Genomic DNA, 25,540 nt, shown 5'->3' on the forward strand with positions numbered 1-25,540 from the left:
TGCGGGCCCGGACTTCCCCGGCCGCCGGACAGGGCCTAGCGTTGCCGTATGGCACCCATTCCGACTCCTGCCGCCGAACCGGACGACAGTCCGGACACCTATCTGGGCCTAGAGGCCGACAGCGCCGAGCGGCTCGCGCGCGAGCGCGGGTGGTCGACGGTGCGCTCGCTGCCGCCGGGGGCGATCATCACGATGGAGTACCGCGTGGGACGGCTGAACTTCGAGGTGAAGGACGGCCGCGTGGCCCGGGCCTGGAAGGGCTGAGGCGTGACGACGGCGGCCCCGGCTCCTTCGAGGAGCCGGGGCCGCCGTGCTGCGGGGTGAGGTGTGCGTACCGGCCCCGCTGGCTCGTGTCAGCCGCCCGTGAGGGGGCGGGTCGGCGATGCCGTACCGCGCGTGACGCGGTCCGACTGCGGTGGGCGGCGGCTGCCGACCGGGGTGACCGGCGTGCGCTCCGAGCGGGCCGTGTGCGGGCCCGGGGTCAGGTAGACCGGCGCCCGGACAGAACGCGCCGCGGTCTCGTTCTGTCCGGCCGGACACGGCTTGAGCAGCACGGGAGCCTCGACGGGCGACAGCGGGGCCGGCGCCGTGCTGCCGCGGCGGGCTCGCCAGCGGTCGCGCAGGTCGAAGATCCCGGCCTCGGCGCGGGCCATCAGCGGCTCGAACCATGGCAGGGCCAGCAGGATCAGCAGGCCCGCGGCCCAGCCGAGGAGTACGTCGCTGAGCCAGTGCGTACCGAGGTAGACCGTGGCCATTCCGACGCCGAGCGAGACCACCGCCGACAGGGCGGACAGCCAGCGGCGCGCTGCCGGGGTGGAGGCCAGGTACGCCAGGATGCCCCAGGTCACCACGGCGTTGGCGGTGTGGCCGCTGGGAAATATATCGCCGCCCAGGCCCATCTCGTTCGAGCCGATGGCCGTCGCGTAGTGCGGTCCGAGCCGGCCCATGCCGATCTTGGCGGCGCCGACCGTGATGTTCAGCAGCAGCAGCGACGTGCCCAGGGTCAGCAGCGGGCGCAGCGTGTGCTGCCGCCAGGAACGCCAGCCCAGCCAGGCGGCGACCATCACAGCGGTCGGGCCGCGCTGGCCGAGCACCACGTAGTAGTCGACGAACCAGTGGATCCCCGCCCACTGCTGGTACGGCCGGAAGAACATGACCTGCCAGTCGAGGCGGACCAGCCACGAGGTGATCACCACGAGCCACACGATCGCCAGATAGAAGGCGAGAGTCCCGGCGAACAGCGCGACCCGGTGCCTACTCATCTTCGGCACATCGATGTGGGCCGGTCGTTCCGGCTCACGGTCAAGCCTGGTGAACACCCGGTCCAGACGGGTGAGAGTTCGTTCGGTACGCACCTAATCGACGTTACAGCGAGTGAGCTCAGTTGCCCTGCGAATCCACGGCTTTGTGATGACGATGTGATGTGGGATTCCTCTCAGCGAGAGGTTTATTTCCGAGGAATCCGCATAGCTGGGCGCCCGCGCCCTTCAATTCCTTTGATCATTCCGGGTGGTGGTTTTAAGCTGCTTATGAATTCGTTCACCGAATCATGGGCTGGAATTACCCGAGTGCTCATCGACGCTCCGTAGTCGATCAGGGCGGACCGGAGCCGTTCAGCCAGAACGCCCCATATGTCGCGGAGGCCGTCGCGACGGTGCCCAGGACCAGCGCCGACCTGGGCGTACGCAGCCGGGCCAGGGCGAGCGCGAGGGGCATCAGCAGGGGGAAGGCGGGCATCAGCAGGCGCGGTTTCGAGCCGAAGTAGCTCGACGCGCACAGGGCGAGCGCGGTGACGACACCGGCGTACACCAGGAGCGGGAGCGGCTGGCGCTGCCGTACGCAGACCACATACAGCCAGACGACCAGGCCGACGCCGACGATCAGCCCGACGCCCGCGAGGGCCGACGGAAACGACGTGAACTTTTCGGAGACGAAGCGGGCGAAGGCGTAGCCGCCGTCGAAGCCGTTGCGCCAGCCGGCCTGGACGTCGAGATACCCCAGCGGCCCCTTGCCGGTGCGGTGACCGACCCACAGGACGTAGGCGGCGGCGCCGAGGGGGGCGAGCAGCATGCCGAGGGCGCGACGGGTGGCGAGGCCGGGCGTGCCGCTGTCCCGCCCGAACGCGGCGATCGCCGCCGCCCACACCGCCGCCACCACGGCGAGGCCCACCGGGCGGGTCAGGCCCGCCAGACAGGCCAGGGCGCCCGCCGTCACCCAGCGGCCGGTCAGGATCGCGTACAGCGACCAGGCGGCCAGCGCCGTGAACAGCGACTCGCTGTACGCCATCGACTGCACGATCCCGACGGGGAGCACGGCCCACAGCAGAACCGCGCAGACCCCTACCCGGCTGCCGTACACATGATCCGCCACCGCGAAGATGCCCCAGGCCGCGGCGAGCGAGGCGAGCACGGCGACGACGAAGCCCGCGTCGGCGTACGACAGCGGGGTCACCGCGGCCAGCAGCCGCTCCAGCCAGGGCAGCAGCGGGAAGAAGGCGAGATTGGAGTGCACGTCGCCGTTCGGCAGGCGCACCTCGTAGCCGTACCCCAGCTCGGCGACCCGCGTGTACCACAGCGCGTCCCAGCGGGCGGTCAGCAGTGTGTACGCGCTCTTGTCGCGCGCCGCGCTCCACAGGGCCAGCGCGAGCAGGCCCAGAGCACGTACGGCCACGTACCCGAGGAGGGCCGGGGCCGCCCGGCGCAGGGCCGAGGCGCCGGGCGGAGCCGCGCGCGTTTCAAGATCGGTCACGGGCTCGATTATCGACCCCGCACGGAACCGGGCGGCCCGCCGGGGCGTGCTCGCAGAGGAGGGGAGTGGTGTACGCCACACACGTTCCGCACAGGGTCTGAGAGGTCCGCCACTTGGCACCGGCACGGACTCGCGTACGCTGACGTGTCACTCGCCTTCGTTGCGCGGGCCGGAGACCACCGCTCCTCTCCGGCCGAGTCACGGGGAGTCCCCACCCCGTGAGCCCGCCGAATGCGAGGGAACATCTGGGAGGTACGTACATGTCCGGGACGACCACGGCCGCCATGGGGCTGCGCCGTCGGGCGGCCGGGGCAGGTGCCAACCGCTGGGTCGTCCTCGTCGTCCTCTGCGTCAGCCTGCTCCTGGTCGCCCTCGACGCGACCGTGCTGCACGTGGCGGTGCCCGCCGTCACCGAGGACCTCAAGCCCGGCGCGATCGAACTGCTCTGGATCGTCGACATCTATCCGCTCGTCTGCGCCTCGCTGCTGATCCTCTTCGGCACGCTCGGCGACCGTGTCGGCCGCAGAAGGATCCTCCTTCTCGGTTACGCCCTTTTCGGTGTCGCCTCCGCCATGGCCGCCTGCGCCGACAGCGCCCAGGTGCTGATCGTGGCGCGGGCGCTGCTCGGTGTCGGCGGCGCGATGATCATGCCCGCGACGCTGTCGATCCTGCGCCAGGTCTTTCCCGACCGGCGGGAGCGGGCGCTGGCGATAGGCATCTGGAGTGCGGTGGCCGCGGTGGGCGCGGCGGTGGGGCCGCTGCTCGGCGGCTTCCTCCTCGAGCACTTCTGGTGGGGATCGGTCTTCCTCATCAACATCCCGTTGATGCTGGTCAGCCTGCCGGTGGGGCGGCTGCTGCTGCCCGAGTCGAAGGGCGACGGCGAGGGTCCCTGGGACGTGATCGGTGCGCTGATGGCGGCGGCCGGGCTGTTCGGGATCGTGCTGGGCGTGAAGCGGCTCGGGGGCGGGGAACTGGGCCCGTTCACGGTGGTGCCGCTGGTGACGGGCGCGGTGCTGATCACTCTCTTCGTACGGCGTCAGCGGCGACGGGCGCATCCCCTGGTGGACCTGCGGATGTTCGCGCGGCCGGCGTTCAGTACGTCGGTGGGGTGCATCGTGCTGGCGATGCTCGCGCTGGTGGGTCTCGAGCTGATAGCGGCGCAGTATCTGCAGCTGGTGCTGGGACTGTCTCCGCTGGAGACGGGTCTACGGCTGCTGCCGCTGACGGTCGCCGCGATGGCGGCGGGGTTGGCGGGCGCGAGGATGCTGCGGCGGTTCGGGCCGCGGCTGATGGTGAGCCTCGGGTTCTGTCTCACGGCCGTGGCGGTGGTGCTGCTGACCGCGATGGGCGGGGAGGACAACACCGGGCTGATGCTGTGCGGGTTCGTGCTGCTGGGGTTCGGGCTGGAGACGACGCTGTTCGGGGCGTACGAGTCGATGCTGAGCGAGGCTCCGCCGGAGCAGGCGGGCGGGGCGGCGGCGATCGGGGAGACGTCGTACCAGCTGGGCGCGGGGATCGGGATCGCGCTGCTCGGCAGTGTGATGAACGCGGCGTATGCGCCGGGGCTCTCGTCCGTGCCGGGGGTGCCGGCGTCGGCGTCGGCGGCGGCGGGGCATTCGCTGGGGGAGGCCTACGAGGTGGCCGGGCGGCTCGGGGGCGAGGCGGGCGTGGCCCTGCGTCGGACCGCTCGGGACTGCTTTGTGTACGGGCTGCATGTGACGCTGCTGGTGAGTGCGGCGCTGTTGCTGCTGGGAGCGGTGATGGCGTTGCGGTTGCCGCGGGTGATGCAGTGCGGTGAGGCTGAGACCGAGGCGGTGGAGCTTCCTTCGCCGAGGGAGGTCGCCGAGTCCCGCGTCTCGGCTTGACGCCCGGGGTCTCCCAGCCGGGGGTCTCTCTCCCGCCCACGCCTCACACCGGGCACGTCAAAGGCCCTCGAGACGCGCCGGCTCGTGCTGGGCAAGGCGCTCACCGGACTCGACGCGTTCCGGTAATGATCCGGTGAACCCTGCGCGAAGCAGGGCCGGTGAGCGGCCCTGCCTCAGCTCTGGTTGAAAAATCCGTCCGTCCGGTGCGCGGCCGGTTCCCCGTTGACGATTTCCGTGTCGGCGGGGGTCAGCAGGAACACGCGGTTGGACACGCGGTCGATAGAACCCCGCAGGCCGAAAATCAGCCCCGCCGCGAAGTCGACGACGCGCTTGGCGTCGGCGGCCTCCATGGCCGTGAGGTTCACGATGACCGGAACGCCTTCGCGGAACAGTTCGCCGATGGCGCGGGCGTCCCGGAAACTGTCCGGGGTGACCGTGCCGATCCGGCGGCCCTTCTCCTCGGCTACGTCCGAGGCCACCTTGACCCGCGGGTCTGTGACCCAGGCATCCCCGGGCTCGGTCCCTTCGGAGTAGTCGTCGTCGTAGTAACGCTCGTCATCGTTGTCGTCAACGAGGCCCAGCCAGGCACTCGCCTTGCGCACCGATCCCATGGACGCCTCCTCTCACAGCGGTCTTTCTTGCTTTCCGCATCCCTATGGTCATCCATGATGCGGACGGCGCGCCAAGTGGATAGACGCCGCGCGGGGGGTTTGTGACGGTACTGGTGCACAGCCAATTCGTCGAGAGTCCATGTGTCCCAAGGGTCCTGCCGTAAACGGCTGCTGACTGTGAGTGAAATATGATTCTTCACGGCGTACGGGTGATGGCCGGTGCGTACGGGTGAACGAGACGGTCGCTACGATGCCGCAGATCAGCGCGGCTCAGCACGGCGGCTCACCGCAGTTCGACGCCGCACGCACCACGGGGATCGTCGTGTTCGGAATCGTCAGGCCATGCCGTCACCGGCTGGGAGAGAGCCTCCAAGGCGCAGTGGATGGCCCGTTTTTTGTGCGGGCTGTGTCTCGCACTGCGTAAGGACCACGGTCAGTTCGCGCGAGTGGTGACGGACTACGACGGTTTGCTGATTTCGGTTTTGACAGAGGCTCAGGCCGAGCGCGGCGGTGACGGCAGGCGTACGGCGGGACCGTGCCCGTTGCGGGGAATGCGCACCGCGTCCGTCGCGCACGGTGAGGGGGCGCGCCTGGCGGCCGCCGTCTCGCTGGTGCTCGCCTCGGCCAAGGTGCGCGACCATGTCGCCGACGGGGACGGGCTGCTGGCCCGACGGCCGGTGGCGCTCGCCGCGCGCCGGGTCGCCGCCGGCTGGGGTGCGGCCGGGGCGCGTACCGGATCCGACGTGGGCTTCGACACCGCCGTACTCGTCGACGCCGTGGACCGGCAGATCGGCATCGAGGCGCTGGCCGGGCCCGGCACGCCCCTGCTGACCGTCACCGAGCCGACCGAGACCGCGACCGCCGCCGCCTTCGCGCATACCGCGGTCCTGGCCCAACGCCCCGGCAACGCCGAGCCGCTCGCCGAGGCCGGGCGCCTCTTCGGACGGCTCGCCCGCCTCCTGGACGCCGTGGAGGACAGGGAGGCCGACGCCGCGTCGGGTGCCTGGAATCCTCCCCCACTCTCGGCTCCGCTCGAGCGGGGGGACCCCCATCCGCCACCGGGACGTCCCTGACGGAGGCCCGGCGGCTCGCCGACGACGCCGTGCACGGGATACGGCTCGCCCTGCGGGAGGCGGACCTCACGGACGGGCGGCGAGCTGCGCTGCTCGTGCACGAGCTGCGCAGCTCCGTGGACCGGGCCTTCGGCACCGTCTCCTGCGCACACGGGCCCGCGCCGTCCGGGCCGTACACCCCGCCCGGCGGGCCGCCGCTGCCTCCGGAGCCGCCGCGCCGCGACCGGCACGGGCTGCTCGCGGGCTGCCTCGTCTGGGCGGGGCTCGCCTGCACGTGCCAGATGTGCTGCGGCGCGTACGAGGACCCCTGGAGCCGGGAGCACAGGGAAGGGCTGTGCCCCAACGCCGACTGCAGCGGCTGCGGCGACTGCTGCAACTGCTGTGAGTGCTGCGGGAACTGCTGTGGTGACGACGGTTGCGGCTGCGGTTGCGACGGCTGTGACTGCGGGTGCGGCTGCTGAGGGGAGGGCGCGCGTGTGAAGGCCGTCCGTGTGCAGGCGAAGGGGGAGGAGAACGCGAGAAGCGCTGGTGAGGTGCGGCTCGGGGCCGACGTCGGACGGCGGCTGCCGCCCGGGTGGCGTACGGCGAGCGCCGGCTGGTCGTGCTGGTCCGCGAGGGCGTGTGGGGCGTACCCGACTTCGACCCCGCCTCCGCGGCCCGCCGGGCGTTCCAGGGTGTCGAGGCCACGCCGTACGCTGCGCGCTGGTCGGTGCCAGGGCGCTCGGCGGCGAGCTGGTCTTCACCCTGGGCGGGCGGGAGTTCACCCTTCAGGTGACGGTCCAGGGCGACGGCTCGCTGGAGGCGGTTTTCGGCGAGTCCACGAGCGGGGACAGCAGTTGCCGCTTCCGGTTCCTGCGGCCGGCCACGCCCGACGCCGAAGGCCGTACGACAGTCGACTTCAGGCTGGACGTCTCTGTCTGGGCGGGGGAGCGGAACCCGCTCTGACGGGCGGTCATCTCGTGTAGACCACAGAGATCGTTTAAATGTTGACGGCCGAAAGGCGCCCTTGCGCCGACCGTCCGTTCGGCCGAATACTCCCCCACAGCGCTTGTCAGGGGCACGGCATGTTCGGAATCCGGGCAACTGTTCCCTGGCTGCGCCTCACGGGCCCGAACCCCACGAGGGCCCCCGACTTCCCATGTGGAGGAACGAAAAGTGAGGATCAAGCGCACCACCCCCCGTAGCGGCGTTGCGAGACGGACCCGGCTGATCGCCGTATCCACCGGCCTCGCGGCCGCCGCCGCTATCGCGATCCCCAGCGCGAACGCGGCAGACACCCCCTCCACCTTCAGCGCCGCCGAGCTCAAGAGCGCGAGTGGCTCCCTGCTGAAGGCCGACGTCCCGGGCACCGCCTGGGCCGTCGACAGCAAGACCGACCGGCTGCTCGTCACCGTCGACAGCACGGTCTCCCAGGCCGAGATCGCGAAGATCAAGAAGCAGGCCGGCGCCAACGCCGACGCGCTCACGATCAAGCGCACCCCCGGCAAGTTCAACAAGCTGATCCAGGGCGGCGACGCCATCTATGCGAGTAGCTGGCGCTGCTCCCTCGGCTTCAACGTCCAGAGCAGCAACGGCACTCAGTACTTCCTGACCGCCGGTCACTGCACCGACGGCGCGGGCACGTGGTACTCCAACTCCGGCCGTACCACGGTCATCGGCTCGACCGCCGGCTCCAGCTTCCCGGGCAACGACTACGGCATCGTGCGGTACTCCGGGTCCGTCAGCAGGCCCGGCACCGCGAACGGCGTGGACATCACCCGGGCGGCCACGCCGAGCGTGGGCACCACCGTCATCCGCGACGGCTCCACCACCGGTACGCACAGCGGCCGTGTCACCGCCCTGAACGCGACCGTCAACTACGGTGGCGGCGACATCGTCTCCGGCCTGATCCAGACCAACGTCTGCGCCGAGCCCGGCGACTCCGGCGGCTCGCTCTACGGCAGCAACGGCACCGCGTACGGTCTGACCTCCGGCGGCAGCGGCAACTGCCGCACCGGCGGCACGACCTTCTTCCAGCCCGTCACGGAGGCCCTGAGCGCCTACGGCGTCAGCGTCTACTGAGGCTCTGGCCGCACCTCGGCACCCGTACGGACCGGTCTGCAGCCGGCAGCAGAAGAGCCCCCGCACGCAACTGGCGTGCGGGGGCTCGCCCTTGTTCGGGTCCCGGAGTTACCGTCGACCTACAGGCGGTCACGTCGGACCCTGGGGGCCGTGATGGTCGAGGAGCTGGTGGCGGCGGGAGTGACGCTCGCGTCCGCCGGAGCGGTGTACGTGATGGCGGCGGCGCGGGTCGTCAAACAGTACGAACGGGGCGTGGTGTTCCGCCTCGGCAAACTCCGGTCCGAAGTGCGCGGGCCAGGGTTCACGATGATCGTTCCGGGCATCGACAAGCTCCGGAAGGTCAACATGCAGATCGTGACGATGCCCGTGCCCGCGCAGGAGGGCATCACCCGGGACAACGTCACGGTGCGGGTGGACGCCGTCGTCTACTTCAAGGTGACCTCGCCGGCCGAGGCGGTCGTCCGCGTGGAGGACTACCGGTTCGCGGTCTCGCAGATGGCGCAGACCTCGCTCAGGTCCATCATCGGCAAGAGCGAGCTGGACGATCTGCTCTCCGACCGCGAAAAGCTCAACCAGGGGCTGGAGTTGATGATCGACAGCCCGGCCGTGGAGTGGGGCGTCACCATCGACCGGGTCGAGATCAAGGACGTGTCGCTGCCCGAGACCATGAAGCGGTCCATGGCCCGGCAGGCGGAGGCCGACCGGGAGCGGCGGGCCCGGGTCATCAACGCCGACGCCGAGCTCCAGGCGTCGAAGAAGCTCTCCGAGGCCGCCCGGGAGATGTCCGATCAGCCGGCCGCGCTGCAACTGCGGCTGCTGCAGACGGTGGTGGCGGTCGCCGCCGAGAAGAACTCGACGCTGGTGCTGCCGTTCCCGGTGGAACTGCTGCGGTTCCTGGAGAAGGCGCAGCAGCAGGTGCCGCAGATGCCTGCGCAGCAGCAGACGCCGCAGATGCCGGCCGTGCCTCAGCAACCGGTGCAGGAGCAACTTCCGCCTGCCGAACCACATCTGGAACCCGATCCGCAAGAGTCGAATTCGAGACAGGATTAGACCTCACGGACGGGTGAAGGTTACTCGCGCGTAGTGTTTGCAGTGCGAACCGGCCTGGTCTGACCGTGGACAGTCAACTCAAGTCGTGGGGAAGGGGGGCGTGTTCGTCACTCTACGCGCGTCCGGAAGTCGACCTTGTGTGCTCCCTGTGGAGTTCGGAAGAGTGGTCGCTCGTCAACCAGCCTTTCGGTCCGCGAGGTCCCCACAACCGACCGGGCCGACCCCCCACAGGAGGACGCGAGTTGAAGCACCGACGCATACCCAAGCGGCGGGCGGCCGTGGCAGGTGCGGGTATCGCCGCACTGGTCGCCGCGGGAGTCACCTTCCAGACTGCGAACGCCAGTGAAACGCCGGAGAGTTCCGCACCCAAGACGCTGTCGGCCCTGGCGGCCGGAAAGCTCGCCTCGACGCTCGACAGGGACCTCGGCGCCGACGCGGCGGGCACGTTCTACGACGCGAAGACCAAGAGCCTCGTGGTCAACGTGCTCGACGAGGCCGCGGCGAAGACCGTCGAGGCGGCCGGAGCGCAGGCCAGACTCGTCCAGAACTCCCTCGCCGAGCTCAAGAGCGCCCGCAGCACGCTGAAGCAGGACGCGACCATCCCGGGCACCTCCTGGGTGACCGACCCGACGACCAACAAGGTCGTCGTCACCGCCGACCGTACGGTCTCCAAGGCCGAGTGGGCCAAGCTGACCAAGGTCGTCGACGGGCTCGGCGCCACGGCCGAAATCCAGCGGACGAAGGGGGAGTTCAAGCCCTTCATCGCGGGCGGCGACGCCATCACCGACGGCAGCGGCCGCTGCTCGCTCGGCTTCAACGTGGTCAAGGGCGGCGAGCCGTTCTTCCTGACCGCAGGCCACTGCACCGAGTCCATCTCCACCTGGCAGGACTCCAGTGGCAACGAGCTGGGCACCAACGAGGTCTCCAGCTTCCCGGACGACGACTACGGCCTGGTCAAGTACACCGGCCAGGTCGACCACCCGAGCGAGGTGAACCTCTACAACGGCTCCGCCCAGGAGATCACCGGCGCGGCCGAGGCCACCGTCGGCATGAAGGTCACCCGCAGCGGCTCCACGACCCAGGTGCACGACGGCACGGTCACCGGCCTGGACGCCACCGTGAACTACGGCAGCGGCGACATCGTCAACGGCCTGATCCAGACCGATGTGTGCGCCGAGCCCGGCGACAGCGGCGGCTCGCTCTTCTCGGGCGGCAACGCGATCGGCCTCACCTCCGGCGGCAGCGGCGACTGTACCTCGGGCGGCGAGACCTTCTTCCAGCCGGTGACGGAGGCACTGTCCGCGACCGGTACCGAGATCGGCTGACGCTCTCTCCGGCTCGCTGAAGCCATGTGAAAGTCCCGCCCCGCGCGCGAGGGGCGGGACTTTCGTGTCGTAGCAGCGTTGCCCTCGGCGTGACGGCGTCCTCCGGGTCGGCGAGGAAGGGGCCGCGGGGAGCGTCGCCGCCGGGGCCTGCTGCGTCATGCCCCCACAGCCCGGGCCGCGGGGTGTTTGCGCAGGTGAGGCGGGGCCGAACGAGTGTCGCACACACATTCGAGAATTGGTCTATGGTGGGGGTGAGGTAGTTGGGAACAGATGTTCGAGAGCTGGTCGCGGCTCACGAGTGCGGGAGGTGCGTGTGCCGGGCTTCACGCATCTGCGCACCGTCTCCGGGTTCTCCCTGCGCTACGGCGCCTCGCACCCGGAACGGCTGGCCGAGCGCGCCTCGGAACAGGGCATGGACGCCCTCGCCCTCACCGACCGCGACACCCTCGCCGGCACGGTCCGCTTCGCCAAGGCCTGCGCCAAGGCGGGCGTGCGCCCCTTGTTCGGGGTGGAGCTGGCGGTGGAGGAACCCCTTCGGGACGATCCGGGGGACACGTCCGTACGACGGGAAAGGCGCCGCACCCCCGTGCGCGGAGGCGCCTTCATCGACGAGTCGACACCCCGCGTCACCTTCCTCGCCCGGGACGGGGCCCGCGGCTGGGCCGACCTGTGCCGGACCGTCACGGCGGCGCACGCGGGGGACGGCACTCCGCTGCTGCCCTGGGCCGACAACAGGGGAGACGGCCTGACCGTCCTGCTCGGTCCCGACTCCGACGTCGGCCGTGCCCTCGCCGCGGGGCGTCCCGACCGCGCGGCCAAGCTCCTCGTCCTCTGGAGGGAGGTCTACGGCGACGCCCTGCGCCTGGAGGCCGTCTGGCACGGCCGCAAGGGCACGGGCCCCGGCTCCCTGCGGCTGGCCGCCCGTACCGTCGGCTTCGCCGCCGAGCAGCGGATCCGGCCCGTGCTCAGCAACGCCGTCCGGTACGCCGACCCCGGCCTCGGCCCGGTCGCCGACGTCCTGGACGCCGCCCGTCGCCTGGTCCCCATCGACGGGACCAAGGAACTGGACTCCGGCGAGGCCTGGCTCAAGGGCGCGGGCGCGATGCTGGAGGCGGCCGAGCGGGTCGTCGAAGCCGCGGGTTACCGGCGCGACACCGCCCACCGCCTGCTGGAGCAGACCCGGGCGACGGCCGCCGAGTGCCTGGTCGACCCCGAGGACGACCTCGGCATCGGCACCGTCCACTTCCCCGAACCGCACCTCGTCGGCGCCGGTCGCCGCACCGCACAGCGGGCGCTGGCCTCGCGGGCGGCGGCGGGGATGGTGCTGCACGGTTACTCCGGGAAGCGCGCGTACTGGGAGCGGATGCACCACGAGCTGGACGTCATCGCCCACCACGGCTTCGCCTCCTACTTCCTGACGGTCGCTCAAGTGGTCGACGACGTGCGGAAGATGGGCATCCGGGTGGCCGCGCGCGGCTCAGGCGCGGGATCGTTGGTGAACCACCTCCTCGGGATCGCCCACGCCGATCCCGTCGAGCACGGGCTGCTGATGGAGCGCTTCCTGTCCAAGGAACGGGTCGTCCTGCCCGACATCGACATCGACGTGGAGTCCGCGCGCCGGCTGGAGGTCTACCGCGCGATCATCGACCGGTTCGGCACCGAGCGGGTCGCGACGGTCGCGATGCCGGAGACGTACCGCGTCCGCCACGCGATCCGGGACGTCGGCGCGGCCCTGTCCATGGACCCGGCCGACATCGACCGCATCGCCAAGTCCTTCCCGCACATCCGCGCCCGCGACGCCCGTGCGGCGCTGGAGGAGCTGCCCGAACTCAAGGCGCTGGCGGGGGAGCTTCAGCGGGAAGGGGAGAGGTACGGCAGGCTGTGGGAGCTGGCCGAAGCCCTCGACGCCCTGCCGCGCGGAGTCGCCATGCACCCCTGCGGGGTCCTGCTCTCCGACGCCTCCCTTCTCTCCCGTACGCCGGTCATGCCGACCAGCGGCGAGGGGTTCCCCATGTCCCAGTTCGACAAGGACGACGTCGAGGACCTCGGGCTGCTCAAGCTCGATGTGCTGGGTGTGCGGATGCAGTCGGCGATGGCGCACGCGGTCGCGGAGGTGGAGCGGGCGACGGGGAACCGGATCGACCTGGACGCGTTGAAGGCCGGCGACCCGGCGACGTACCGGCTCATCCGCTCCACCGAGACGCTCGGCTGCTTCCAGATCGAGTCGCCGGGCCAGCGCGACCTCGTCGGGCGGCTCCAGCCGGCCACCTTCCACGATCTGGTCGTCGACATCTCGCTCTTCAGGCCCGGTCCGGTCGCCGCGGACATGGTGCGGCCGTTCATCGAGGCGCGGCACGGGCGGGCGCCCGTCCGCTACCCGCACCCGGATCTGGAAGGGCCGCTGAAGGAGACGTACGGAGTCGTCGTCTTCCACGAGCAGATCATCGACATCGTCGCCATCATGACCGGCTGCGGACGCGGCGAGGCGGACCAGGTGCGGCGCGGGCTGTCCGACCCGGAGTCGCAGGGGCGGATCAAGGTCTGGTTCGCGCAGCACGCGGCGGCGAAGGGGTATGACGCAGAAACGATTCGGCGCACCTGGGAGATCGTCGAGGCCTTCGGGTCCTACGGCTTCTGCAAGGCGCACGCGGTCGCCTTCGCCGTACCGACGTACCAGTCGGCCTGGCTGAAGGCGCACCACCCCGCCGCCTTCTACGCGGGGTTGCTCACGCACGACCCCGGGATGTATCCGAAGCGGCTGCTGCTGGCGGACGCGCGGCGGCGTGGGGTGCCGATCCTGCCGTTGGACGTGAACGAATCGGGGGTCGCACACAGGATCGAACTGGTGTCTGAATCCAAGCTGTGGGGGCTGCGGTTGGCGCTCTCCGACGTGCACGGAATCAGCGAGGCCGAGGCGGCGCGGATCGCCGACGGGCAGCCGTACGCCTCGCTGCTCGACTTCTGGGAACGGGCGCGCCCGAGCAGGCCGCTCGCTCAAAGGCTCGCTCAGGTAGGCGCGTTGGACTCCTTCGGCGCCAACCGCCGCGATCTCCAACTGCACTTGACCGAGCTGCATCGAGGTGCGCGCGGCGGTCGCGGTGACCAGCTCCCGCTGTCCGGCGGGCGGAAGACCGCACCGGCCGGGCTGCCCGACCTCTCCTCGGCGGAGAGGCTGAGTGCCGAGCTGGGTGTGCTGTCCATGGACGCCTCGCGGAATCTGATGGACGATCACCGGGCCTTCCTCGACGAACTGGGCGTGGTGTCGGCGCGCCGGCTGCGCGACGCGCGGCACGGGGAGTCGGTGCTGGTCGCGGGGGCCAAGGCGGCCACCCAGACGCCGCCGATCCGGTCCGGCAAACGGGTCATCTTCAGCACGCTGGACGACGGGACGGGCCTGGTCGACCTCGCCTTCTTCGACGACTCCCACGACGCCTGCGCCCACACCGTCTTCCACTCCTGGCTGCTGCTGGTGCGCGGGGTGGTGCAGCGCCGCGGCCCGCGCAGCCTCAGCGTGGTGGGTGCCGCCGCCTGGAACCTCGCCGACCTGATCGAACTGCGCGCCGAGGGCGGGCTCGAGGAGGTGGCGGCACGGCTGGCGGAGCCGCTGCCGCAGAAGCCGGACGGCGATCCGACCCACGGTCGGCGAATCCAGATGCCCACCGGATACGAAATGCATCCGTGGGCCGATCTGCGCCCGGCGGGCGAAGAGCCCGCGAAGGTACGGAAGTTGTGGCACCAGAGTCCGGGGAGTGCGGGATGACCATCCTCTGCGTACGTTTCCAGCTGCCGCCGACGGACGAGGCGGCCCTGCCGGAGCTGCTCGGGTTGCTGGAGGAGTTCACGCCCGTCGTCGAAGCCCTGCCTCCGGACGGAGCACTGGCCGATCTGCGGGGCGCCGAACGGTACTTCGGGCGTGACGCCGCCGAATTGGCGACGATGATCCGGGTCCGTGCCCTCGCCCTGCACGGCGTCGACTGCGTGATCGGCGCCGGGCCGGGGCCGATGCTGGCCCGCATGGCGCTGTGGGACGCCGCGCCCGGGGTGACGTGTGCGGTGCCCGAGGACGCCGTCGGGGAGTTCCTCGCCGACAAGCCCGTCGCCGCGCTCCCCGGCGTCGGCGCCGCGACCGCCCGCACGCTGGGCGAATACGGCCTCGACACCCTCGGCGCGGTCGCCGCCGCGCCCCTGTCCACGCTCCAGCGCCTGGTCGGCGTGAAGGCCGGCCGCGAGCTGCACGAGAAGGCGAACGGCATCGACCGCGGCCGGGTCGTCCCGAACGCGGTGTCCCGCTCGCTGGCCACCGAACGCCCCTTCACCCGCGACGAGCTGGACCCCGACCGGCACCGCCGCGCCCTGCTCTCGGCCGCCGAGGAACTGGGCGCCCGCCTGCGCGCCCTGGACAAGGTCTGCGGCACCCTGACCCTCACCGTGCGCTACGCCGACCGTTCCGCGACGACCCGCACCCGCACCCTCAAGGAACCGACGGCCCACTCGCGGGCGCTGACCAGGGCGGCGTACGGCATGTACGAGGCGCTCGGCCTCCAGCGCGCCCGGGTCCGCTCGATGGCCCTGCGCGCCGAGGGCCTCGACCCCGCCGAACAGGCCTCCTACCAGCTCACCTTCGATCCCATGGACGAGAAGGCCCGCCGCATCGAGGAGGTCGCGGACCGCGCGCGAGCGAAGTTCGGGCCGCGTGCGGTGATGCCGGGGCGGCTGCACGGGGATCAGTTAGCCCACGGAGGAGTGATCCGCGTGCCGTCGGCCAATTCTGCCTCCAGGCCGATGGAGGTGGTGACCCAGGAGATCGCTGTGTGATCCGTCGGGTTCTCGACGGCCACGGTCGCGCAGCGGTTGATGATCACTGTGTCGCCCGCGGTGATGCGGTCCGTACGGCCGTCGAGGGTGATCAGGAGTTCGCCGCTGAGCAGGTGGAAGATCTCCTCGCGGTTGACGGTGTGCGCGGGTGCTTTCGTCCCCGCGGGGATCTCGCCGCGCCAGGCGCACAGCTCCTTGCTCCCGGTGCGGGGAGTGGCGTACGAGACGAAGCGGGCGCCGTGGATCTCGTGGGTGACGGCTTCGGACGGGCGGATGACGGGCATGTGCGCTCTCCTGGAACTGGAAGATGGTCAAGTTGCTTGACTATATGGATCGATGGTCAAGCCGCTTGACCGTTTCGTCAAGGGTGTTTCAATGCCTTCCGTGCAGAACTCCGAAGCCATGGCCCTGTCCGCCGCCCTGCTCGCCGTCGCCGGTGAGCTCACACAGCGCATCCACGAGGGCGTGGTCGCCCGCGGCTTCGAAGGGCTCAGGCCCGCGCACGGCTTCGCGTTCACCCGGCTCACGCCGGACGGTGCCACGGTCACCGACCTCGCCGGCCATCTCGGGGTGACCAAACAGGCCGCCAGTCAGCTCGTCGACGAGATCGTGCGCAAGGGGTACGCCGAGCGCCGGCCGCATCCCGATGACGCGCGTGCCCGGCTGGTCGTACTGACCGAGCGCGGCTGGGCCTGCACCCGTGCGGCGGAGGAGGCGGCGGCGGAGGCTGTCGAGGCGTGGGTCGAGCTGCTGGGTGAGGGGGAAGTGCGCGCGTTGCGCGATCAGTTGGCGCGCATCGCCCCCTATGGCCCCGTCCGGCCCGCCTGGTGACGGCTCATCAGCGGTTGCAGTCGTCCGCGGTTACCACTGGAAGTTTTTACTGACACGTAACTTCACAAGTGAACTACCCGTCCGTAACTTGACGAGTGAACAGCATCCTCGTGATCCGGATCACAGGGCGTAGTGCCATCGCACCTCCCTTGAGCCGCAAGGAGATCACCCGATGCTGCCCTGGAAACGAGTGCTCAGATCCCTGGCCGCGCTGCTGCTGACCGCCGCGGTCGCCACCCTCCCCACCGCCACCGCCACCGCGCAGACCGCCGCCGCACCGAGCAGTGGCTGGAACGACTACTCCTGCAAGCCCTCCGCCGCCCATCCCCGCCCCGTCGTCCTGGTGCACGGTACCTTCGCGAACTCCGTCGACAACTGGCTGGCCTTCGCGCCGTACCTGAAGAACCGCGGCTACTGCGTCTTCTCCCTCGACTACGGCCAACTGCCCGGCGTCCCCTTCTTCAACGGCCTCGGCCCCGTCGACAGGTCTGCCGAGCAACTGAAGGCCTTCGTCGACAAGGTGCTCGCCGCGACCGGCACCGCCGAGGCCGACCTCGTCGGCCACTCGCAGGGCGGCATGATGCCCCGCTACTACCTGAAGTTCCTCGGCGGAGCCGCCAAAGTGAACGCCTTCGTCGGCATAGCGCCCAGCAACCGCGGCACCACCCTGAACGGCCTCACCCAACTGCTGGACCACTTCCCGGGCGCCGGAGACCTGCTCTCCGCCAACACCCCAGCCCTCGCCGACCAGGTCGCCGGATCCGCCTTCCTCACCAAGCTCAACGAGGGCGGCGACACCGTGCCCGGCGTCCGCTACACCGTCCTCGCCACCAAGTACGACGAGGTGGTCACGCCGTACCGGAGCCAGTTCCTCAGCGGATCGAACGTCCACAACGTCCTGCTGCAGGACCTGTGCCCGCTCGACCTCTCCGAGCACGCCGCGATCGGGCTGCTGGACCGGATCGCCTTCCACGAAGTGGCCAACGCCCTGGATCCGGCGCGCGCCACCCCGACCACGTGCGCCTCGGCGTTCAGCTGAGGCCTACTTGAAGGTGTACGACCCGCTGCTCACGCTCGTCGCCGGCCAGTCGGCGCGGGCCAGGTCGAGGCCCTTGAACGCGTCGTTGTTCGCGCTGCACAGCTTGCCGTCCGGGATCAGCGCCTGGTGCCGCCCGTCCGCGTCGCCGATGCGGACGCCGTTCCAGTCGTAAAGCGCCTGTGTGCCGCCGGCCGCGACCGCCGCCTCGCACGCGTCCGACCTCGGGCTCTCGGGGCCCTCGGCGTACCACTGCGAGACCCGGCTGACCGGGTCGCCCATCGACCCGTGCGCGGCGGCGGGCGCGGTGCCCAGCGCGGTCAGGGCGAGCGGGGTGATGCCGAGGGCGACGGCGGTGACGGCCTTGCGGCGTGCGGGCATGGAGGATCTCCTTGGAACCGGTGCCGATGGGTGCCGGGTCCAAGAAACCGTGAAACACCTGCTGAGGGCGGCCGACGGCGATCTTTACGGCCGCCTTAAGGGAGTGTTCGGACTGAGATCAGGTAGGGAGTCCGCGCGCCATGACGAGCGAGGAGATCCGGCCCGCCACGGCGGCCGACGTGCCGGCCGTGAAGGCCGTGACCGATGCCGCGTACCACCACTACATCGAGCGCATCGGGGTGGTGCCGGTGCCCATGGAGGCGGACCACGCGGCGAACGTGGCCGCGGGGCGGGTGTTCGTGACGGGCGATCCCGTCGCCGGCCTGGTGGTGATCGAGGCGTACGACGACCATCTCTTCCTCGACAGCATCGCCGTCCACCCCGACGCGCACGGAAGGGGCGTGGGGCGACGGCTGCTGGAGTTCGTGGACGCACGCGCGTGTGCGCTCGGTCTGCACGAGGTCAGGCTCTACACGAACGTGAAGATGTGGGAGAACCGGAAGCTCTACCCGAAGTTCGGTTATGAGCTGGTGGAGCGGCGCGTGAGCGGGCCGTACGACCGCCTTCACTACCGCAAGCGGCTGGACTGACGGACCGCGTCCGTCACCCGTCCGGCCACCAGGTGCGCGCGATGTCCTTCCGGACCTCCGGGCGTCCCGCGGGACGCTCGTCCGCCTCCTCATGGACCCGGCGGGAGTCCGTCTTCTTCAGGGGCTTCTGCACGGTCACACGGCGCATGGCTGCCTCCTTAAGGATCTACCGGGTTCCGCGTTCTCACGGAGGTAGACCCGTTCGGGGAGAGTTCCTCATCGGTTGCTGTTCTGTCAGTGGCCGTTGTCACGATTCGACTGTCAGTGGCGGGTGTCACTCTTGGGCACATGACAAACGAGAGTGACGGTACGACTTCGGTGGGTGTCGACTGGGACGCGCGGGCCGCCTCCTTCGACGACGAACCGGACCACGGGCTGCGCGACCCGGAGGTGCGCCGGGCCTGGGCCGACCGGCTGCGCGGCTGGCTGCCCGGACGCGCCTGCGACGTGCTCGACCTCGGCTGCGGCACCGGCAGCCTGTCGCTCCTCGCGGCCGAGCAGGGGCATCGTGTCACCGGCGTGGACCTGTCCCCGCCGATGGTGGACCTCGCGCGCGCGAAGCTCGCCGGGCGTGACGCCGTGTTCCTGGTCGGTGACGCGGCGGCACCACCGGTGGGGGAGCAGCGCTTCGACGCCGTGCTCGTACGGCATGTGCTGTGGGCGCTGCCCGACCCCGGCCGCGCCCTGCGGCACTGGCGGGAGCTGCTGCGACCCGGAGGACGGTTGGTGCTGATCGAGGGCGTGTGGGGGCCGGTCGCTCCGGTCGGCATAGCCGCCGACCGGCTCACGGCCCTCCTCGCGCCGCTCGCCTCGCACGTGCGCGTGGAGTCGTTGTCGGCGGACGCGCTGCTGTGGGGGAAGCGCGTGGAGGACGAGCGGTATGCGGTGGTGGCGGTGGTCGGTTGAGGGCGGGTGCGTGGCACCGACGCCGTAGTCACCAACCATTTCGCACAGCTGCTCCGACTGGTGGGAAACCTCCCGACGCTGAAGCGGACTGCCCCGCGACAGAACACCTCGCGGTACGCGCCGCCCGCGCCGTCGATCACGTCGGCGCATGTGGACCAGCAGTTCGGCAGGCCCCACGCCGGGAGAACCCACCCGAACCAGTGGGGGCCCGCACCTTCTTCCACCCTTGGTGGCATCCGCCAGTCCCTCCCCAATACCGCCCATGGCAACCCCTCCCCACGAGACACCGTTGCGGCTGCCGCCGCCCATGGACGGGCCCGTCCTCCGGCTCGTCGGCACCGCCCGCGATCACGAACATGCGGTCATGTCGAACGAGCTCGACGTTCCCTGGCTCTTCCCGACCCAGCGTCCCGGAAAACCGCTGACCACCAGACAACTCGCCGACCGCCTCAGACCTCCGATTGTCGGAGCCGCCGGCACGCTCCCCATTCCTCATCGCTCACCTGCCGGCCGGAGCGCTGGTGGACCGGTGGAACCGCCGCAGGATCCTGCTGATCAGCGAACCCAATGCGCTTCGGCATCGACCGCGCCGTGCCCTTCCGGTGTGACGTTTCCGCCCACGCCGCGAGCCTGGTCCGAGCTCCACGACGGCATTGACGACCCCGAGGCCGGGAAGAGCGCCGCAACCTCGGCCGGTGGGTGGCCGACGAGGAACCGGAGCCCATCCCGACATTCACCTCGGGCTGGCCACTGGAGGCGTGGCTCACCGAGCTCGCTGACGCTCTTGTGCCGGTTGTCGCCTGTGTCGACCTGACGTGAGCTCCGGGAGACGGGGAGCCGCAGGTCATGTGAGCAACGCCTCGAAGTCGCCCCCGCGGGCCAGCGCCTCCAGTTCGTCGAGGGCCGCCACGGCGGCGGACGCTGCCTGCGGATCCCGGTCCGCGAGGCCGCTCTCGGCGAACTCGTCCTCGTCCAGCCGCCGTACGTCCGTGCCGTCGGCGGAGCGCCACAGGTCCAGGTCGAGATCCTCCACGACGAGATCGGTGCCGGAGAGCGTGGCGGGGCGGGTGATGTCGCAGTACCAGCCCTTGAGCGCGCCGGCGGAGTCGCGGACCTCCTTCACCGAGTACCAGCGGTCCCGCCAGTAGTGCTCGGTGAAGACGTCGCCGGGCTCGAAGCGGACGAAGCCGAAGTCGCGGACGCCGCCCCCGGCCCAGGGGGCGCGGACGGCGATCCGCGTGCCGTCGTCGGCGAGGAGTTCTGCGCCGTAGCGGATCTTCGTACGGCCCGCCTTCACGAGGACGACGTCCACGTGGAGCGTCGGCTCAGCCGAGTTCGCGGACATACCGAACCTCCGTCGCGCAGATCTCGTACCCGAACCACTTGTTGATCGCGATCATCGGGCCGTTGCCGGCGTCGTTGGCCGTGAACGCCTGCGTGAAACCGGCGGCGCGGGCGCGGTGCAGGGAGTCGTTCTTGGCGAGCTTGGCCAGGCCCCGGCCGCGGAAGGCTCGGGCGGTGCCGGTCATGACAGTGCCGTACCAGGTGCCGCCGTCCGTGCGGGCCGCGCTGAAGGCGGCGGGGCGGCCGTCGACGACGGCGACGGAGGTGAGCTCAGGGCTGATGAGGGGGTGGTTCCAGGTCTCCTTCAGCCAGGCCTCGTAGTCGGTGAACTCATAGACGATGTCGCTCGGTTCGTCGGACATCGTCTCCGAGTCCAGCTCGAACAGGGGGCGCGGGTCGTCCGCGAAGTCGGCGCCCGTGCGCAGCTCGACGTCCGGCGGGAGGCTCTGGAGCGGCGGCAGCGTACCGTTGGCCAGGTCCAGGCGGAGGAAGTGGGCGGAGCGGCTCTCGCGGTAGCCGTGCCGCTCGGCGAAGGCGCGGTTGCCGGGTTCGTCCAGGACCCAGGAGAACAGCCTGGTCGCGCCCCGGGCGGCCAGGTGCTCCTCGGCGGCGCGGACCAGCAGCGAGCCGGCGCGGCGTCGCGTCCGCTCGGGGTGCACGTACACGTTGATGTACCCCTGGCCGGGTTCCGGGCTGTCGTGGACGATCCCGACCTGCGCCGTGCCGATCACCTCGCCGTCCTCCTCCGCGACGAGGGGGCGGTAGTGGGCGTCGGGGTGGGTGTGGGTGAGGTCGTAGGCCAGGGAGTCCGGGGTGATCAGGAAGAAGGGGATCGTGAGGCGGCGCACGTGGGCGAAGCCCTCGATGTCGGCTCGGACCTCGGGGTGGAGGTCGCGCACGGTGACAGTCATATACGCGCACGCTACGGCGGGACGAGCGCGGGTGCCTCTCATTTTCCGGTGGGTGCGGGACAATCACCCCGTGACCTTGAAGATCCACATCGATGAGAGCGCACCGCCGTACGAGCAGGTGCGGGCGCAGATCTCCGAGCAGGCGCGGGCGGGCGTGCTGCCCGTGGGGTACCGGCTGCCGACCGTGCGGGGGCTGGCCGAGTCGCTGGGCCTGGCGGCGAACACGGTCGCCAAGGCGTACCGGGCGCTGGAGAGCGACGGGGTGATCGAGACGCGGGGGCGCAACGGCACGTTCGTGGCTGCCGCCGGCTCGGCCGCGGAGCGCGAGCTGGCGTCGGCTGCTCATGCTTACGTCGAGCGGGCTCGGCGGCTGGGGGTGGACGAGGATGCGGCGCTTGCCGCTGTGCGGGATGCTCTGCGGGCGGCTTACGGGGAGGGGTGAGCAGGGTTCGGCACCGCCGGACGACGCCGTCGTGGCTGAGCGCCGTCGCGGCGGGAAAAAGACTACGGGGTACGAGTGGGCTCCAGACCCACCGCGCCCGCCACCCCCGCGAACGTCACCGCGTTCTCCACCGCCGCCCCGTTCGGGTCGTTGTTGAAGTACGTGTACACGTCCTCCCCGTCGGCCCACGTCCCCGCGATCCGCTCGGCCCACGTCTTCAAGGACTGTCGCCCATAGCGCGGCCACGCCTCGGCACGGCCCTCGTGGAAGCGGACGTACCCCCAGTCGGTGGTCCGCCACAACGGTGTCACCGGGCGGGCCCGCGCGTCGGCCCAGCAGAGCGCGGCGCCCCGGCTCTCCAGCACCTTGCGCACCTCGGGCGTCCACCAGGACTCATGGCGTGGCTCCACCGCGATCCGGGTCGCCGACGGGAAGCAGCCCAGGCACGCCTCCAGCAGGCCGGCGTCGGCGCGCAGTGTCGGCGGCAGCTGCAGCAGCACCGGGCCGAGCCGGTCGCCCAGGCCCTCCGCGTGGCTCATCAGGCGATGCACCGGCTCCTCGGGGTCCCGCAGCCGCTTGATGTGGGTCAGATAGCGGCTGGCCTTGACCGCGACGACGAAGTCCGGCGGGACGCGCTCCCGCCAGGCCTCGAAGTTCTCCCGCGACGGCAGCCGGTAAAAGGCGTTGTTGACCTCGACCGTCGCGAAACGCCTCGCGTACTCCTCCAGCCACAGCCGCATGGGGCACCCGTCCGGGTAGAGGACACCGCGCCAGTCCTTGTACTGCCACCCCGACGTGCCGACGAACAGGGTCATACCTTCATGAAAGCACCCGCGAGGCTCTCGTACGGATACAGCCCCTTACAGGTACAACCCCGCGTCCGCCCCGGGCCGCGGTTCCGGCAGTGACGTCGGGGACGTGCCCCGGCGCAGTGCGTACAGCTCCGCCAGTGTCGCGCCCTCGCGGCCGACGCCCTCCTCGGTGCCGAGCCAGTTCACCGCCTCCCGGCGGGTCAGCGGCCCCACCTCGATGCGGGCCAGGCAGCGGCCGGGGCGGACCACGGCCGGGTGGAGGCGCTCCAGGTCCTCGTTGGTCGTCACACCGACCAGGACGTTGCGGCCCTGGCCGAGCAGGCCGTCCGTGAGGTTCAGCAGCCGGGACAGCGCCTGGCCCGCCGTGTGCTTGGCCTCCCCGCGGATCAGCTCGTCGCAGTCCTCCAGCAACAGCAGCCGCCAGCGGCCCTTGCCGGTGGAGTCCTCCTCGCCGATCGCGATGTCCATCAGGTAGCCGACATCGCTGAACAGCCGTTCCGGGTCCAGGACGCAGTCCACCTGGCACCAGTCGCGCCAGGAGCGGGCCAGCGTCCGCAGCGCCGAGGTCTTGCCGGTGCCCGGCGGGCCGTGCAGCAGGAGCAGCCGGCCGGCGATGTCCTCCGGCGTCGTCTTCATCAGGCGGTCCATGGCGTCCGCCACCGGCGCGGTGTAGTTGTCCCGCACCTCGTCCCAGGCGCCCGCCGAGATCTGGCGGGTGGTGCGGTGCGGGCCCCGCCTCGGGGACACGTACCAGAAACCCATCGTCACGTTCTCCGGCTGCGGCTCGGGTTCGTCCGCCGCACCGTCCGTGGCCTGGTCGAGGATCTTCGCCGCCAGTTCGGCGCTGGTCGCCGTGACCGTGACGTCGGCGCCCCGGTTCCAGCGGGAGATCAGCAGGGTCCAGCCGTCGCCCTCCGCCAGCGTCGCGCTGCGGTCGTCGTCGCGCGCGACGCGCAGCACGCCGGCGCCCGGCGGCAGCAGGGTCGCCCCGGACCGGACGCGGTCGATGTTGGCCGCGTGCGAGTACGGCTGCTCGCCCGTCGCGAAGCGGCCGAGGAACAGCGCGTCGACGACGTCGGACGGTGAGTCGCTGTCATCGACGTTGAGCCGGATCGGCAGAGCGTCGTGTGGGTTCGCAGACATGCCGCCATGATCCGGCACGGGCGGGCCTGGCGCACCCGCTTTCCGGTGCACGCCGGTTGTGTCGCGGGTGCCCTGCGCTCCCGGTGTATCCCCTCCGCCCTGTTACAGAGCTGTGCGGCTACGACATCTGCCCCGGCGCGTACCCTCCCGGCTACCGTTGCCCTCGATGGGACGTCATGGGTGGAATTCGGGGGTGGGGCGGTGGCGGCTCACCGCGCTGCTCGGCGTGGGCGTGGCCGCACTGGCCCTGGTGGTGACCCTGCTCAACACGCTTCCCGGGGGCGGCACGAGCACCGAGGGCACCTCGCGCGACGGCGACAAGGTGCACGGCACACCGGCCTCCCCGTCGGACGAGACGACCCCGGACGTCGGCTGGGGTTTCACGCACACCCAGTTCAGCGCGGACGAGGGCAGCTCAGCGGCCACCGGGCGCGTCGAGGGACTGCTGTCGGAGGCCGGGGGTCTGCCGCAGAACCAGCACATCATGGGCTGGGGCGCCGACAACCCCGAGCCGGTGAAGGGGCGTTACGACTTCGAGGCTCTGGACCGCCGCATCGACTTCATGCGCTCCTCCGGCGGCACGCCCGTGGTCACCCTGTGCTGCGCCCCGGACTGGATGAAGGGCGGCAGGGGCGGCGTCGACAACACCGACTGGAGCCAGGCCGCCCTGGAGACCGCCCCGACGCCCGACCACTACCAGGACTTCGCCGACCTCGCCGCGACCGTCGCCAAGCGCTATCCGGATGTACGCCACTTCGTCGTCTGGAACGAGTTCAAGGGCTTCTGGAACGACGCGAAGGCCCGCTGGGACTACGAGGGCTACACCCGGCTGTACAACCTCGTTCACAAGGCCCTGAAGAAGGTCGACAAGGACATCATGGTCGGCGGGCCGTACCTGGTGATGGACAGCCTCGACCCACGGTCGGAGGACGCCTCCCCGACCTTCGAGGGGCCGTGGGGCGCCATGGACCAGCGGGTCCTCGACGCCTTCGCCTACTGGAACGAGAACAAGGTCGGCGCCGACTTCGTGGTCGTGGACGGCTCCAGCTACACCAAGGACGACGAACTGCTGCCCGACGAGTTCGCCGCCACCGACAAGTTCACGGCCGTGAGCGAATGGGTACGCGCGCGGACCGGTGACCTGCCGCTGTGGTGGGCCGAGTACTACGTCGAGCCCGCCGACGGCAACGACGACCGCAAGGGCTGGTCCGAGACCCGTCGCGCCGCCGTCCAGGCCACCGCAATGATCGCCATGGTCAAGGGCGGCGCCACCTCCGGCTTCTACTGGAACCCGGAGAAGGAGAAGGGCAACGAGTGCGCGGGCTGCCTGTGGACCCCGACCGACAAGGGCAGCGGTGGTGAGAAGCTGCCCATGTACGACCTCGTCTCCCGCTTCGGCGCGGAGTTCCCGCCGGGCACCGCGTACGAGACCGTGTCCGTCGCCCCGGACGACGTACCCAACGTCCGCGTCCTGGCGTCCGACAAGGTGATCCTGGTCGTCAACATCCTCGACCGGCGGATCAGCGCGAAGATCGACGGCAAGCGGTTCGACATGCAGGCGTACGAGGTGAAGTGGCTCAGCCGGTAGGCCGTAAA

At 70.7% G+C, this 25,540-nt stretch carries 22 protein-coding genes and 3 pseudogenes; 15 read left to right on the top strand and 10 right to left on the bottom strand.

Annotation, left to right across the window (positions count from 1 at the left end):
* Positions 1 to 48: 48 nt before the first annotated feature.
* A complete protein-coding gene (locus ABT063_RS23085) occupies positions 49 to 264 on the top strand; it encodes an I78 family peptidase inhibitor (protein ID WP_351059335.1) in 216 nt (71 codons plus the stop codon).
* Positions 265 to 353: 89 nt separating this feature from the next.
* Here the strand turns inward: ABT063_RS23085 and ABT063_RS23090 are convergent, their stop codons facing one another.
* Both ABT063_RS23090 and ABT063_RS23095 read right to left on the bottom strand, forming a co-directional pair.
* A complete protein-coding gene (locus ABT063_RS23090) occupies positions 354 to 1,355 on the bottom strand; it encodes a phosphatase PAP2 family protein (RefSeq protein WP_351059337.1) in 1,002 nt (333 codons plus the stop codon).
* 238 nt (positions 1,356 to 1,593) lie between these two features.
* Positions 1,594 to 2,748 (bottom strand): mannosyltransferase family protein, encoded by a 1,155-nt coding sequence (locus ABT063_RS23095; RefSeq protein WP_351059340.1) that lies wholly within the window; start codon positions 2,746 to 2,748, stop codon positions 1,594 to 1,596.
* 260 nt (positions 2,749 to 3,008) lie between these two features.
* Between ABT063_RS23095 and ABT063_RS23100 the strand changes: the two genes are divergently transcribed.
* Positions 3,009 to 4,613, top strand: coding sequence for an MFS transporter (locus ABT063_RS23100; RefSeq protein WP_351059343.1), 1,605 nt, complete (start codon positions 3,009 to 3,011; stop codon positions 4,611 to 4,613).
* Between the two features lie 173 nt (positions 4,614 to 4,786).
* On the opposite strand, the gene ABT063_RS23105 is transcribed toward ABT063_RS23100, so the two are convergent.
* The gene (locus ABT063_RS23105; RefSeq protein ID WP_351059346.1) at positions 4,787 to 5,224 is read right to left on the bottom strand and encodes a cell division protein SepF; all 438 of its coding nucleotides are present in this window, start codon (positions 5,222 to 5,224) and stop codon (positions 4,787 to 4,789) included.
* A gap of 322 nt (positions 5,225 to 5,546) precedes the next feature.
* Here ABT063_RS23105 and ABT063_RS23110 point away from each other — a divergent pair.
* From ABT063_RS23110 to ABT063_RS23140, 7 genes and pseudogenes are all read left to right on the top strand, one after another.
* Positions 5,547 to 6,758 (top strand): annotated as a pseudogene (locus ABT063_RS23110) (DUF5685 family protein).
* Positions 6,759 to 6,824: 66 nt separating this feature from the next.
* A pseudogene (locus ABT063_RS23115) lies at positions 6,825 to 7,242 on the top strand (DUF1684 domain-containing protein); the annotation flags it as partial.
* 210 nt (positions 7,243 to 7,452) lie between these two features.
* Complete coding sequence (locus tag ABT063_RS23120; protein ID WP_351059349.1) at positions 7,453 to 8,358, top strand: S1 family peptidase; 906 nt, start codon at positions 7,453 to 7,455, stop codon at positions 8,356 to 8,358.
* A 153-nt stretch (positions 8,359 to 8,511) separates the two neighbouring features.
* Positions 8,512 to 9,408 carry a slipin family protein gene (locus ABT063_RS23125; protein WP_351059637.1) on the top strand — a complete coding sequence of 299 codons (897 nt, stop codon included), beginning with the start codon at positions 8,512 to 8,514 and terminating at the stop codon, positions 9,406 to 9,408.
* A gap of 242 nt (positions 9,409 to 9,650) precedes the next feature.
* A complete protein-coding gene (locus ABT063_RS23130; protein WP_351059352.1) occupies positions 9,651 to 10,733 on the top strand; it encodes a S1 family peptidase in 1,083 nt (360 codons plus the stop codon).
* 313 nt (positions 10,734 to 11,046) lie between these two features.
* Entirely contained in the window at positions 11,047 to 14,493 is a 3,447-nt protein-coding gene (locus ABT063_RS23135; RefSeq protein WP_351059355.1) for a DNA polymerase III subunit alpha, read from the top strand.
* Positions 14,490 to 15,548 carry a DNA polymerase Y family protein gene (locus tag ABT063_RS23140; RefSeq protein ID WP_502990870.1) on the top strand — a complete coding sequence of 353 codons (1,059 nt, stop codon included), beginning with the start codon at positions 14,490 to 14,492 and terminating at the stop codon, positions 15,546 to 15,548. Before ABT063_RS23135 ends, ABT063_RS23140 begins: the two co-directional genes overlap by 4 nt.
* Here ABT063_RS23140 and ABT063_RS23145 read toward each other — a convergent pair.
* Entirely contained in the window at positions 15,458 to 15,832 is a 375-nt protein-coding gene (locus ABT063_RS23145) for a cupin domain-containing protein (RefSeq protein ID WP_351059358.1), read from the bottom strand. The two genes, ABT063_RS23140 and ABT063_RS23145, sit on opposite strands and share 91 nt — an antisense overlap.
* A 100-nt stretch (positions 15,833 to 15,932) precedes the next feature.
* Here ABT063_RS23145 and ABT063_RS23150 point away from each other — a divergent pair, with 100 nt between their 5' ends.
* Complete coding sequence (locus tag ABT063_RS23150) at positions 15,933 to 16,379, top strand: MarR family winged helix-turn-helix transcriptional regulator (RefSeq protein WP_351059360.1); 447 nt, start codon at positions 15,933 to 15,935, stop codon at positions 16,377 to 16,379.
* A 172-nt stretch (positions 16,380 to 16,551) separates the two neighbouring features.
* The gene (locus tag ABT063_RS23155; RefSeq protein WP_351059363.1) at positions 16,552 to 17,418 is read left to right on the top strand and encodes an esterase/lipase family protein; all 867 of its coding nucleotides are present in this window, start codon (positions 16,552 to 16,554) and stop codon (positions 17,416 to 17,418) included.
* Between the two features lie 6 nt (positions 17,419 to 17,424).
* On the opposite strand, the pseudogene ABT063_RS23160 reads toward ABT063_RS23155, so the two are convergent.
* A pseudogene (locus ABT063_RS23160) lies at positions 17,425 to 17,796 on the bottom strand (lytic polysaccharide monooxygenase); the annotation flags it as partial.
* Positions 17,797 to 17,936: 140 nt separating this feature from the next.
* Between ABT063_RS23160 and ABT063_RS23165 the strand changes: the two are divergent.
* The gene (locus tag ABT063_RS23165; protein WP_351059366.1) at positions 17,937 to 18,386 is read left to right on the top strand and encodes a GNAT family N-acetyltransferase; all 450 of its coding nucleotides are present in this window, start codon (positions 17,937 to 17,939) and stop codon (positions 18,384 to 18,386) included.
* Between the two features lie 13 nt (positions 18,387 to 18,399).
* Here ABT063_RS23165 and ABT063_RS23170 read toward each other — a convergent pair whose 3' ends face one another.
* Entirely contained in the window at positions 18,400 to 18,534 is a 135-nt protein-coding gene (locus ABT063_RS23170) for a hypothetical protein (protein ID WP_351059369.1), read from the bottom strand.
* Positions 18,535 to 18,674: 140 nt separating this feature from the next.
* Here ABT063_RS23170 and ABT063_RS23175 point away from each other — a divergent pair, with 140 nt between their 5' ends.
* On the top strand, positions 18,675 to 19,292 hold the full coding sequence (locus ABT063_RS23175) for a class I SAM-dependent methyltransferase (RefSeq protein WP_351059372.1): 618 nt from the start codon (positions 18,675 to 18,677) through the stop codon (positions 19,290 to 19,292).
* 844 nt (positions 19,293 to 20,136) lie between these two features.
* Here the strand turns inward: ABT063_RS23175 and ABT063_RS23180 are convergent.
* On the bottom strand, positions 20,137 to 20,637 hold the full coding sequence (locus ABT063_RS23180; RefSeq protein ID WP_351059374.1) for a ribonuclease FAU-1 family protein: 501 nt from the start codon (positions 20,635 to 20,637) through the stop codon (positions 20,137 to 20,139).
* Entirely contained in the window at positions 20,618 to 21,547 is a 930-nt protein-coding gene (locus tag ABT063_RS23185) for a GNAT family N-acetyltransferase (protein ID WP_351059377.1), read from the bottom strand. The genes ABT063_RS23180 and ABT063_RS23185 overlap by 20 nt, the downstream gene beginning before the upstream one ends.
* A 70-nt stretch (positions 21,548 to 21,617) precedes the next feature.
* Here ABT063_RS23185 and ABT063_RS23190 point away from each other — a divergent pair, with 70 nt between their 5' ends.
* Complete coding sequence (locus ABT063_RS23190; RefSeq protein ID WP_351059380.1) at positions 21,618 to 21,989, top strand: GntR family transcriptional regulator; 372 nt, start codon at positions 21,618 to 21,620, stop codon at positions 21,987 to 21,989.
* A 62-nt stretch (positions 21,990 to 22,051) separates the two neighbouring features.
* Here the strand turns inward: ABT063_RS23190 and ABT063_RS23195 are convergent, their stop codons facing one another.
* Both ABT063_RS23195 and ABT063_RS23200 read right to left on the bottom strand, forming a co-directional pair.
* Positions 22,052 to 22,804, bottom strand: a complete 753-nt coding sequence (locus ABT063_RS23195; RefSeq protein WP_351059382.1) for a DUF72 domain-containing protein — start codon at positions 22,802 to 22,804, stop codon at positions 22,052 to 22,054.
* Positions 22,805 to 22,849: 45 nt separating this feature from the next.
* Positions 22,850 to 23,944, bottom strand: a complete 1,095-nt coding sequence (locus ABT063_RS23200; RefSeq protein ID WP_351059384.1) for a DUF5925 domain-containing protein — start codon at positions 23,942 to 23,944, stop codon at positions 22,850 to 22,852.
* A gap of 166 nt (positions 23,945 to 24,110) precedes the next feature.
* Between ABT063_RS23200 and ABT063_RS23205 the strand changes: the two genes are divergently transcribed.
* Positions 24,111 to 25,532, top strand: a complete 1,422-nt coding sequence (locus tag ABT063_RS23205) for a GH39 family glycosyl hydrolase (protein ID WP_351059387.1) — start codon at positions 24,111 to 24,113, stop codon at positions 25,530 to 25,532.
* Positions 25,533 to 25,540: the final 8 nt, after the last annotated feature.

The sequence above is a fragment of the Streptomyces sp. NPDC002838 genome (assembly GCF_040295365.1).
Lineage (GTDB): Bacteria > Actinomycetota > Actinomycetes > Streptomycetales > Streptomycetaceae > Streptomyces.